The following is an 11,228-nucleotide window of genomic DNA, read 5'->3' as shown; positions in this document are numbered from 1 at the left end:
AAAGTAAAAAGAACAAGGTACAGTCCTATACCACAAAGCAAACCAATGGAAATATCGCTGTTTCAAGTAAACACATCAAGTTGCCGAAGCTTGGTCTTGTTCGGTTTGCTAAAAGTCGTGACGTGGACGGGCGAATCATCAATGCAACCATACGACGCAACCCAAGTGGTAAGTACTTTGTGTCGATCTTAGCTGAAACAGAAGTCGTTGAAATGCAGAAGACAAACGCCAGTACGGGCGTTGACTTAGGACTAAAAGACTTCGCTATCCTTGCAGATGGAACAAGATACAAAAACAATCGTTATTTCAAGTCGTTAGAACAAAAGTTAGCAAAAGCTCAACAGGTTCTATCAAGGCGAGTCATTGGTTCTAGCAACTGGAATAAGCAACGAATCAAGGTCGCTCGAATACACGAAAAGATAGAAAATAAGCGGACAGATTTCTTGCATAAAACTTCGACGGATATTATCAAAAATCACGATATTATCGGAATGGAGAGTCTGCAAGTATCGAACATGATGAAAAATAAGAAAACAGCGCCATCGATCGCTGATGTATCTTGGTCTCAATTTAAGACCATGTTGAAATATAAAGCGAAATGGTACGGGAAGACGGTGGTGGAAGTGAGCAAAACCTTCCCTAGCTCACAACGTTGTTCCAGTTGCGGCTATAAAAACAAAGACGTGAAAGATCTGAATTTGCGTGAGTGGACGTGTGTTTGTGGCGTGCATCACGACCGCGATAGGAACGCAGGATTAAATGAGCTATCAGGCTTCTAACCGTCGGTGCGACGGGGATAGCCTAATCAAAACTTTCGGTTACGAAGGTGTTCTTAGGAATCCCCCACTTCAAATAGCTCGTAAGAGTAATTAAGTGGCGGGTAGTTCAACATAGAGAGGAAGTATTCGTAGGTAGGGCATCCTTTTTGAACGAGGTAACCTACGTTCAAAAAGGAAATACCTTACTTCTAAAGGAATCATTAAAAACCAGCAAATAAATCTGGGATTATGAAGCTCTTCGCTCCATTAAATTGATACCTATTCCCATTGAGAATACACCGAACAGAAACATAATAGCGAGTGGCTCGCTAATTTCAAGGATGCCTTGGTCAAGATAGGCAACACCTTTTAAAGCTTCCATGCCATAGAAGATCGGCATCGCTTTAGAAAGGATGATCATGATTTCGTTGGAGACAATTTCTACTGGCCAAAAGGCGCCACCAATCATTGCCATTGCTGTAGCAACAATAGGAATCACAGCTTGTAGTTGTTGTGTCGTTCGTACGAGTCCGATTAAGAGCATACCGACGGAAACAATGGCAAATGCATAGCAAGCAATAATCAAGAGGATTGCCCCGAAATTTGCGCCTATATTAAATTGGAAGACGTATTCAAAAAATAGAAAGATCGTTAAGATTTGCAGAAAACCAATGAGAAAGCAGTACAATAAATGACCGAGATATACTTCCCATTTACGAAGAGGGGAGACGATCAAGCGATCCCAAGTACCGAGTCGTTTTTCTTCTGCGACGTTTGTCAGGCTGAACATCATCGTATATACGGAGAAGAAAAGAGTCATCCCAAATAACGTATGAAGTCTAGCGTCGTAAAGAAAACCGTTATCATCGCCAGCAATTGTATCTGAGGTGACTGTGAGAACAGGTTCCTCAAGCTCTTGAGCAATCGTGTCTCGAATTTCTACTGATTCAAGTGATGATTCTACTTCTGCTAAACGCAGTTCCTCCTGAAAAACTTGCTGCACATAGCCATTAACAAGCTGATAGTTCTGATCATCTACGGTAACGAGTATTCGATAATTATCGTTCCTTAACTGAAGAGCTAGACTCGCTTCACCGTTCATTACGGCGCTTCGGGCGTCTTCTTCTTCTGTCAGTTCAAATCGAAACGTCTCTGATTGATTTAAAACGGTCAGCCATTCGTCAGCAGATGATTGGCTGACATCGTCTTCTAGATAGGTTTGGACCGTGATTTGGTTTGTGTTCGCACTTCCTGCTAGAAAAAAGACAAAAAAGATCGTTAGTCCAAAAAAGGATAGAACGAGAAGCGGTTCACGCCGAAACCTTTGCCACTGTAATAAAAAGATAGAAATCATGACGTCACCGACCTCCGTTTCGGAAAAATAATGATACTAATGACAAGCAATACGAATGTGATAATGACTGAGCGAAACAACGGTGACATTAAATCTGTCCACTCATAACCTTGAACCAAGCGAAGATAAGCCGTCATCGCTGCACCATTTGGAGTCCAGTTTCCAAGTTGAATGATTAAATTAGGCATACCTGTAAGAGGAAAAAAGCTACCTCCTGCAAAAGCAAATAACGTGACGATACCACCTGTGAAAATACTAGAAACTCCTTCCGTTTCATAGCGAATGGAGAGAGAAGTCAACAGACTTGCCAAGCCTCCGACGCAAAATGCCAAAACGAGTGTAATAATCATCATCCCGATCCAGAAATCTGCAGAACCTAGTGAAAATGTTCTAAAAATAAGAGCGGATAACAAAAATAAGATAACGAGCTGAAGAAATGCAAGAGCCGTCGCTGAAATGACTTTTCCTGTAAGATAGGCAGAAGGGTGCATTCCAGACAGAATAATCCGATTAAAAACTTGTTGTTGTTTTTCAACAAATGCTTTACTAGCAATCGTACCTGCTACATAAAGGACAAACATCACTGCCATCCCGATCGTATAATATTGCATGGAATTAGCGGGGGCGTTTTTGGAAACTGTTATAATTCCACCAATGTTAGAACCAGTCAATTCGGACTCTCCGAGCTGCGCCGTATCCTCACCTGCTGCTGCAATGATGGCCGTCTCTAAGTTAAGATTTCTTGCAAATCCATCGATCATATCTGAAAAGATTTTGGCATACAGAGAACCTTGATCACTTAACATAACAGAAAGTTGACTGCCAGATCCTTCAGAAAAGACCATTTTTTCCAAGCTTTTATAAGTAAAGCCTTCAGGAAGCGTTAAGATCGCATCAATGTCGCCAGATTGAAGGGAGGTTTGCGCTTCATCTTCGGTCATTTCTTCCGTATGAATCATCTCGCTAAGTTCTTGATCGGACAACATTTCTTCAAGAAGAAGACCGGGGTTAAGCGTTTTTGCAACACTGATCAATTCCTCTTTCGCTTCTACAGGCAGTTCGAAGTTTTCGACGAGATCAACAAATGCCGTGACTCCAGCTTCTCGATCATCTTCATTGACAAGTGCTACTTCAATATCAATCGTTGATGTATCACCGCCGAGAATTCCACCGAGAGCAAACCCTAAGATTCCGATCAATATAAACGGCATCAAAAGCAAGACGAGCATCTCTGAACGATCACGGACGATGATTATCATGTCTTTCCATAAAAAATGTCGCATCATTCTCGCCCCCTAATCCCGAAGTTTCCGGCCAGTTAAATGTAAAAAGACGTCTTCTAATGTTGGAGTCTGAACGTGCACATTGACCACTTTAGCCTGGTGACGGTCAGCGATCTGAAACAATTCCCCTAACAGTCGACTGCCTTTTGGGACGATCAATTTCAGTCCTGTTTCTGTCTCCATCGTCTGTAAAATACCGTCATGTTGTTTAAGATCATTGTAGAGGTCAGGATAAGGGCGATCGAGATCGATCATAATCGTTTCTTCACTGGAAAGGATGCTTTTTAACTCGTCTTTCGTACCAGATGAAATGATTCGACCGTGGTCCATAATATAGACACGATCGCAAAGTCGCTCCACTTCTTCCATATAATGACTCGTATAAAGAACTGTCATCCCCTTTTTAAGATTCAGTTCTCGAACCATTTCGAGAATATGACTTCTAGACTGGGGATCGATCCCAACCGTCGGTTCATCCATAATGAGAACTTCTGGTTCATGGAGAAGAGCCGCTGCAATATTGATTCTTCGTTTCATTCCGCCTGAATACGTTTTTACGATATCTTTTTGTCGATCGGTTAAACCGACGAGTTCAAACACTTCTTCAATATTTTTCTCCAGTGCTTTTCCTCTTAGGCCGTATATTCGACCGAAAAACTTGAGGTTTTCATAAGCGGTGAGCTCCTCATAGAGAGCAATCTCTTGAGGGACCACACCAAGGACGCGACGAATTTTACCGGGATCCTTGATGACGTTTTTTCCATCGAGCAGGACATCGCCAGACGTCGGTTTGATGAGAGAGGAAATCATCGAAATTGTCGTCGACTTCCCAGCGCCGTTTGGACCTAAAAGCCCAACGGATTCCCCACGCTCTAAATGGAGATTCACTCCTTCAACAGCTATTTTTCCTTTAAATTGTTTGGATAGTTCTTCTGTTTCTAACATCGTACATCCTCCTTTATTTCGCCGTTCAACTAACTAAAGTATATACTTAAAAAGACAGTGTTCCCACTGCCTTACGTCATCGATTTACTTCTATTTTATGACTTAAGTCATGACATGTATGATGACGGATTATACAATGTGATGCCGAATTGCATAAATCGCAATTTGCGTCCGGTCTCGAAGTTCTAATTTATCAAGAATGACACTAATATGATTTTTCACCGTACCGACAGATAAGTGTAACGTTTCAGAAATTTCTTTGTTATTGAGACCTTCGCCGATAGAACGAATAATCTCGATTTCTCTCTTTGTAAGGTCTGGATCAACGTCTTTCGATGGTGCTTCTTGACGTTCCATCAAAGTCGGAACAACCTTGGCAGCAACATGGGCCTCGATTGATAGTCCACCATCAAGGCAGGTTCGAATCGACCTTATCAATTCCTCTGGTTCAGCATCCTTCAGCATATATCCGCAAGCACCACTTTTCAATGCTTCAATCGCATACTGATCGTCGTTAAATGTCGTGAGCATGAGAATCTTTATCTTAGGCCAACGGGAGTGGATATGACGTGCGGCTTCAAGACCATCCATTACTGGCATGCGAATGTCGAGAATGACCATTTCAAACATTTGACCCGATTCACAAAGAGCGACGGCTTCTTTTCCGTTTGCAGCCTCACCTGTTACTTTCATTTCTGTGTCTGTCTCTATCATCATTTTCAAACCTTGGCGTACGATGCCTTGATCTTCTGCCAATAAAATTTTGATCATGTTCTTTCCTCCATTCTTTCCGTTAAGGGCAATGTTCCTCGAACAACAAATCTTCCGGTGTAAGTCTTGATTTCAAGTGTTCCTCCTGCAGCTTCTACTCGCTCTCGCATCGACTTCAATCCAAATCCTTCTCTTAAAGAAATGTCATTGTTTGTTTGGTTGGATACTTCAAAGCGAAACACTGTGCCTGCTGGAGCTTCGAAAAGAATGTCAACTTCTCGTGAGTCACTATGCTTCATCATATTTGTCAATGCTTCCTGTACGCTACGATAGACTGCAATAGATTGGTCATTTCTTAATGGTGCTGTTAATGCCCCGTGCCGCATCGTGAAATGGATACGTATAAGACTTTCTGCTTCTAATTTACGAATTAATTGAATAACTGCTGGAAGTCCACTTTTGCCATCTTGTTTCAATTTCTTCACTGCACTTCTCGTTTCCTCTAGACTGTCTTTTGCAAGTTGTTTCAGTTCTTGTACTTCTCCACTTATTTCATGAGAAGATTTCATACGGAACACCTCGAGTTGCATAAGAAGAGCTGTTAACTTATGTCCAACGGAGTCATGAATTTCACGGGCGATTTCTGTTCGTTCTTCTTCTCGGACAGCTTTCTCACCTGAAATAAGCTGTCTTTTCATTTTACGATATTCAGAAAGTAACGCCTCGTTACGACGGACAGCATCTCGTTCTTTCAGCATTGTTTGCTTATAAAGATAGAGTGAGGACGAAAGGAGTAAAGCATAGAGAATAACAAAGACATACTCTGATTTGTCACCTACGCGATAAACAAGGAAAAGTGCTCCGGTTAATCCAACGGCAGCAACTGCAATAGGCTCTTTTCTTTGTAAACGAAAGACAGCTTTCCCTATAAGAATTGTGTATATGAGAAGCACATATAAGATCGTATGATCATTTGGTTCATAAGAAAAAGTGACCGTTGTCAAAATAGAAGCACCGATGAGGAGTATCACCAATTTTTTTGGTGCGTCTTTAAATAAAGGGGCCAAAAAGAAAAGTAAAAAAAACAAAGCTGTGCCAATTAGACGCATCGGTATCACTCCGAACTGTTCATTTAGTGACTGGAGAGCCATTATCCAAGCTACTGCAAGCACCGTGAACCATATCCAGAATTGATGACGTTCCATTATTCTCATAAAAAATCCACCTTTTGTATTTAGTAGCTAATCGTCCGTGGTCCCTCGGTCAACGTTAAAAAAAGCAATGATAATCAGTTCGTTTATAAAAACTCTGTCATTAGGAAGACGCATAGATAACCTGAGCACGGAGAAAAAATATGGTTTAAATGATTCATCTTTTGGTCTAACCAAAATGTATATTTCTATCATACACGAAGATGAAGAAAGCAGGAATTGGTTCTTTATCACTACAAATGATCATTGTTTGAAATTTTGGTTTAGATACTTAAAAGAGAAACACTTCAAATTAAAAAATGGCAGCACCATCGCTGGTGCTGCCATTTCTAGTAACTGCGATAATAAAGGTGAATGTCAAAATGAAAAATCTACACGGATTGAAAAGAGAGCCTTATTAAAAGCCTAGAATTCTTCTTACACGTGGAACGTGACTTTGACTAATAGAAAGCGAAGTAGCATTTTGGTCTTGTAATGTCACCTCTAAATGAGATGAGATATCCCGAGAGATTTGTTTAATAAACGATATATTAATGATAAAGGAACGGTGTATTCGAATAAAAGAGTTCGATAACCGTTGTTCTATTGATTTAAGAGGGTATTTTGAACTGAAACAACCATTTTCTGTATATATGAGCGTTCTTTTTTGATAACTTTCTATGTAAATGATTTGCTCAAAAGCGATAGGGATCCAAATTTCGTCTCTTTTTCCAATGATAAAGGACAGAGGTTGTTTAGGACTAGTATTATATTCTGGAGGAAGAATGACGGTTAATGCACCCTGGAATCCTGTGTCAGAATCTTTTAAAGGATAACCAACACCATAATACGGGACGCCGAAAACAGATTTATCCACCAACGATTCTACACGCTTTTTTTGTAGGTATACTCGTTCGGTAATACTCCCTGAAGGTATGGGTTGTCCTTGATGAATGTGAATGTCGTGACTTCCTGGAATATAAGTAATATATTTATCGCCTCCTGCAATAGCAATAGAGGCTTCTTTTGGAACCCAATCTTCAACGAATTTAGAAAACTGCTCAATAACCTGACTCTCCATTTTATTTTCACACTCCATCGTCACTATATATTTAGAATATTACGACTAATCTAACTTATTTGTATTTTATCCACATATATTGGCTTCTGTCAATTTATGCAGACATTTTTATTTTCCTAATTTACAATAATATGTAATCACAGTGATAATAGGGTAAATATAAAAACTGGCTAAACGATAAAGGAAAGAGAATTTTTTCACACTAAAATGTAAGCGCTTTATTTTATTAGAAGACCAAAAAAGGAAAAATAACTAAGGAGGTTTTTAAGAAATGATGACAAAAACACTTTCCTCAAAAAAAGAAACGTACAACTTAAATAATTATGATGAGGAATGTAACTCTTATCAATGGTCGCAAGCAGAAAAACAGTTTTCATGGCATACTACGGGTCTAGTTAATATGGGCCATGAAGCGATAGACCGTCACGCAAATGGAGAAAAAAGAAATCAAATAGCATTATATTATTCCGATCAAAGTAGGGAAGAAGAATATACCTTTAAAGAAATGAAAGACTCATCCAATAAAGCAGGCAATGTGCTGAAAAATATTGGTGTTAAGAAAGAGGATCGCGTGTTTATCTTTATGCCTCGTTCCCCTGAACTTTATTTTGTTTTATTAGGAACAATAAAGATTGGTGCTATTGTAGGACCTTTATTTGAAGCATTTATGGAAGGTGCTATAAAAGATCGGTTGGAAGATAGTACTGCAAAAGTGATTGTCACCACACCAGAATTAGTAGGGCGTGTCCCGTTGGATGAACTTCCCGACCTTGAAAAAGTGGTGATCGTAGGAAACGATGTGAGGGAAGAAGGAAAATTCATAGACTTTCATAGCCGTTTCGACAAAGCGAGTAGATACTTGGAGGTGGAATGGGTCGACCGAGAAGACGGGATGATTCTCCACTATACATCCGGTTCTACAGGAAAGCCGAAAGGGGTTTTACATGCACATAATGCCATGATTCAACAATACCAAACAGCGAAATGGGTTCTCGATTTAAAAGAGGATGATGTTTATTGGTGCACCGCAGATCCAGGCTGGGTAACCGGAACATCGTACGGCATTTTTGCACCATGGTTAGTTGGTGTCTCCAATGTTATCCGAGGTGGACGATTTAGTCCAGAAGATTGGTACCAAACTCTAGAAAAATATCACGTGTCCGTTTGGTATAGCGCACCAACCGCATTTCGAATGTTAATGAGTTACGGAGATAAAATTCTTGAAAAATATGACCTTTCGTCCTTAAGACATGTTTTAAGTGTTGGAGAACCGTTGAATCCCGAAGTAGTTCGGTGGGGCATGCAAGCCATGAACTTAAGAATTCATGATACGTGGTGGATGACCGAAACAGGCGCTCAACTCATCTGTAATTACCCTTCCATGGAAATCAAACCGGGTTCCATGGGCAAACCGATACCGGGAGTAAAAGCGGCGATCGTCGATGACCAAGGGAATGAACTACCACCAAACCGAATGGGGAACCTTGCGATTAAAAAAGGCTGGCCATCCATGATGAAAACTATTTGGAATCGCCCAGAAAAATACGAGTCGTATTTCCTAGCTGGCGATTGGTACGTATCAGGAGATTCCGCTTATATGGATGAAGAAGGGTATTTCTGGTTCCAAGGACGTGTAGACGACGTAATTATGACAGCTGGAGAACGAGTTGGTCCTTTTGAGATTGAAAGTAAACTATTAGAACATCCTGCAGTTGCCGAAGCAGGCGTCATTGGGAAACCAGACCCGGTAAGGGGAGAAATTATTAAAGCCTTTATTTCTTTACGAGAAGGGTATGAACGAAGCGATGAGCTTCAAGAAGATATCCGTAATTTCGTCAAAAAAGGATTATCCGCACATGCTGCTCCAAGGGAGATCGATTTCAAAGATGGCTTGCCGAAAACGAGAAGCGGTAAAATTATGAGAAGAGTATTAAAAGCATGGGAACTTGATCTTCCTACTGGGGATTTATCTACGATGGAAAAATAGTAGTCGTTCGTTTTGTCATAGATGGACGTGCATAAATCTCTCAACTCTATAATAGAAGGTTATCTTTCTATTATAGAGTGTGAATCGTGCGGTGGAATTTCATTTTGCGTAGCGTACCCTTTCCCATCTTTAGAATCGCCATGGCATACCTATAAAAGATTAAGGGAGGACAAAATATGAATGTAACTAAAAACAGATGGCTCATTGCTTTATCTGCGATCGCGATTCATCTCTCCATTGGTGCTGCATATGCTTATAGCGTTTATACGAATCCGATTCGTGATGCAATGGGCTGGTCCACGACGGGAATTACGTTATCTTTTACAATCATGATGGCACTAGCAGGGATAGCTGCAGCTTTCTTTGGTCCATTCGTTGAAAGAAATGGGCCAAGAAAATCAGCAATTCTTGCTGCTATCTTGTTTGGGCTAGGGCAGGCTGGAGCAGGGGTGGCGGTTGCGATTGATTCGTTGCCTCTTTTTCTCCTAACCTATGGTCTTGCTAGTGGATTAGGAATGGGGATAGGATACATTGCACCGGTGTCGACTCTCGTGAAATGGTTTCCTGACCGTCGAGGGTTAGCTACAGGGATGGCCGTATTAGGGTTTGGTACTGGAGCATTGATTACAGCACCAATTGCAGCCCGTTTAATGGAATCGATTGGTATTTCGATGACCTTCTATATTTTAGGTGTTAGTTATTTTGTCCTTATGGTATTAGGTGCTTCTTATATTGCCAAACCTCCTGAAGGATGGATGCCAGAAGGAATGAAAAAGGATATTGCATCTGGTAAAAAAGAAATGAAAGTAGATTTATCACAATTAACGGCAAAAGAAGCAGTGAGAACGAGACGTTTTTGGATGTTGTGGAGTATGATGCTCATTAACACGACTGCTGGGATTATGATGATTTCTGTCGCTTCACCTATGGCGCAAGAGGTTGTAGGGCTTTCAGCAGCTGGTGCCGCAGCAATGGTAGGGATCATGGGGATTTTTAACGGTGGAGGTCGACTTGGTTGGGCAGCAATTTCGGACTATGTCGGGCGTCCTACTGTGTTTCTTACGTTTTTCGTTTTACAGTTAATCGCATTTCTAACCCTACCTAATATAACCAACGTGTTATTGTTTCAGGCACTTGTTTTTATCGTAGTGAGTTGTTATGGGGGAGGCTTTTCAAATTTACCTGCATTCATTGGAGATTTATTCGGAACGAAACAACTTGGTGCCATCCACGGCTTACTATTAACAACGTGGTCTCTAGGAGGTATTATGGGGCCACTCTTAGTTTCGCAAATTAGAGAGAGAACAGAAAGCTACATTCCAGTATTCTATGTTTTTACAGCATTGATATTTTTGGCCTTCGTTGTTGCCGTATTGCTCCAATTAAACATTAAGAAAATAGAAAAAGAAAAGCAGTTAAATCAACAACATAAACAAAGGGACTATAAAAAAGTTTCTGGAGAAGTATCTCTATCCAAATAAAAAATTAAAAAGTAGCACCTTCTAGGTTAACAAAATTAATTATTTTTTTAAAAGCTTCTATTCGATAGCACCGCATTTTGCGGTGCTTTTAGTATTTTTCAATCATTATCGATGGATGCGCTTCGATAAGTACTCGATTACTTTTTCTTTTCCACCGATGTCTTCGCAGTCAAACAAATTTAACTTCACTTGTCTTAAATAATCTATATCTTTCATCTTATTCACGTAATCTCCAAAAGCTATTGGATAATCTCCATTTTGATGAGAACTTTCAGAATGATAAGACCAAGATTTAAGCTCGATTTTCGTTCGAGTTTGACATAGTTCATATGTTTTTTCGATTGTTGCTCTAACTTCTTCAATCGTTGTCCATCCAACGCTATCAGTCATAAAGTAACATTCCTCCTGATAAATTAACCTGTTATACTCTGCATCACT

The 11,228-nt window shown here is 40.3% G+C and carries 9 protein-coding genes and 1 pseudogene; 3 read left to right on the top strand and 7 right to left on the bottom strand.

Annotated elements, in window-relative coordinates; translation table 11 throughout:
* Positions 1-805 (top strand): annotated as a pseudogene (locus QDN89_RS20310) (RNA-guided endonuclease TnpB family protein); the annotation flags it as partial.
* A 200-nt stretch (positions 806-1,005) separates the two neighbouring features.
* Here the strand turns inward: QDN89_RS20310 and QDN89_RS20305 are convergent.
* The 6 genes from QDN89_RS20305 to QDN89_RS20280 form a co-directional block, all read right to left on the bottom strand.
* The gene (locus QDN89_RS20305; protein ID WP_280772000.1) at positions 1,006-2,112 is read right to left on the bottom strand and encodes an ABC transporter permease; all 1,107 of its coding nucleotides are present in this window, start codon (positions 2,110-2,112) and stop codon (positions 1,006-1,008) included.
* Entirely contained in the window at positions 2,109-3,395 is a 1,287-nt protein-coding gene (locus QDN89_RS20300) for an ABC transporter permease (protein ID WP_280771999.1), read from the bottom strand. The genes QDN89_RS20305 and QDN89_RS20300 overlap by 4 nt, the downstream gene beginning before the upstream one ends.
* Positions 3,396-3,407: 12 nt before the next feature.
* Positions 3,408-4,340: an ABC transporter ATP-binding protein gene (locus QDN89_RS20295; RefSeq protein WP_280771998.1), complete on the bottom strand. Its 933-nt coding sequence runs from the start codon at positions 4,338-4,340 to the stop codon at positions 3,408-3,410.
* Positions 4,341-4,469: 129 nt separating this feature from the next.
* The gene (locus tag QDN89_RS20290) at positions 4,470-5,111 is read right to left on the bottom strand and encodes a response regulator (protein WP_280771997.1); all 642 of its coding nucleotides are present in this window, start codon (positions 5,109-5,111) and stop codon (positions 4,470-4,472) included.
* Complete coding sequence (locus QDN89_RS20285; RefSeq protein ID WP_280771996.1) at positions 5,108-6,265, bottom strand: sensor histidine kinase; 1,158 nt, start codon at positions 6,263-6,265, stop codon at positions 5,108-5,110. The genes QDN89_RS20290 and QDN89_RS20285 overlap by 4 nt, the downstream gene beginning before the upstream one ends.
* Positions 6,266-6,659: 394 nt before the next feature.
* Entirely contained in the window at positions 6,660-7,322 is a 663-nt protein-coding gene (locus tag QDN89_RS20280) for a LytR/AlgR family response regulator transcription factor (RefSeq protein ID WP_280771995.1), read from the bottom strand.
* Positions 7,323-7,593: 271 nt separating this feature from the next.
* Between QDN89_RS20280 and acsA the strand changes: the two genes are divergently transcribed.
* Entirely contained in the window at positions 7,594-9,309 is a 1,716-nt protein-coding gene (gene acsA / locus QDN89_RS20275) for an acetate--CoA ligase (protein WP_280771994.1), read from the top strand.
* Between the two features lie 176 nt (positions 9,310-9,485).
* Positions 9,486-10,790 (top strand): L-lactate MFS transporter, encoded by a 1,305-nt coding sequence (locus tag QDN89_RS20270; RefSeq protein ID WP_280771993.1) that lies wholly within the window; start codon positions 9,486-9,488, stop codon positions 10,788-10,790.
* Between the two features lie 105 nt (positions 10,791-10,895).
* Here QDN89_RS20270 and QDN89_RS20265 read toward each other — a convergent pair whose 3' ends face one another.
* A complete protein-coding gene (locus QDN89_RS20265) occupies positions 10,896-11,180 on the bottom strand; it encodes a hypothetical protein (protein WP_280771992.1) in 285 nt (94 codons plus the stop codon).
* Between the last annotated feature and the right edge of the window lie 48 nt (positions 11,181-11,228).

This window comes from Salipaludibacillus daqingensis, from assembly GCF_029891575.1.
In the GTDB taxonomy this organism is placed as follows: domain Bacteria; phylum Bacillota; class Bacilli; order Bacillales; family Salisediminibacteriaceae; genus Salipaludibacillus; species Salipaludibacillus daqingensis.
The sequence above is the reverse complement of the archived record's forward strand: the minus strand, read 5'-3'. Positions and strand labels throughout refer to the sequence as shown.

What these genes read in the sequence shown, in the direction of transcription:
- QDN89_RS20305 (WP_280772000.1), bottom strand. Translation starts at nt 2,112, where the DNA reads ATGATTTCTATCTTTTTATTACAGTGGCAAAGGTTTCGGCGTGAACCG.
- QDN89_RS20280 (WP_280771995.1), bottom strand. Translation starts at nt 7,322, where the DNA reads ATGGAGAGTCAGGTTATTGAGCAGTTTTCTAAATTCGTTGAAGATTGG.
- QDN89_RS20300 (WP_280771999.1), bottom strand. Translation starts at nt 3,395, where the DNA reads ATGCGACATTTTTTATGGAAAGACATGATAATCATCGTCCGTGATCGT.
- QDN89_RS20295 (WP_280771998.1), bottom strand. Translation starts at nt 4,340, where the DNA reads ATGTTAGAAACAGAAGAACTATCCAAACAATTTAAAGGAAAAATAGCT.
- acsA (WP_280771994.1), top strand. Translation starts at nt 7,594, where the DNA reads ATGATGACAAAAACACTTTCCTCAAAAAAAGAAACGTACAACTTAAAT.
- QDN89_RS20290 (WP_280771997.1), bottom strand. Translation starts at nt 5,111, where the DNA reads ATGATCAAAATTTTATTGGCAGAAGATCAAGGCATCGTACGCCAAGGT.
- QDN89_RS20270 (WP_280771993.1), top strand. Translation starts at nt 9,486, where the DNA reads ATGAATGTAACTAAAAACAGATGGCTCATTGCTTTATCTGCGATCGCG.
- QDN89_RS20265 (WP_280771992.1), bottom strand. Translation starts at nt 11,180, where the DNA reads ATGACTGATAGCGTTGGATGGACAACGATTGAAGAAGTTAGAGCAACA.
- QDN89_RS20285 (WP_280771996.1), bottom strand. Translation starts at nt 6,265, where the DNA reads ATGAGAATAATGGAACGTCATCAATTCTGGATATGGTTCACGGTGCTT.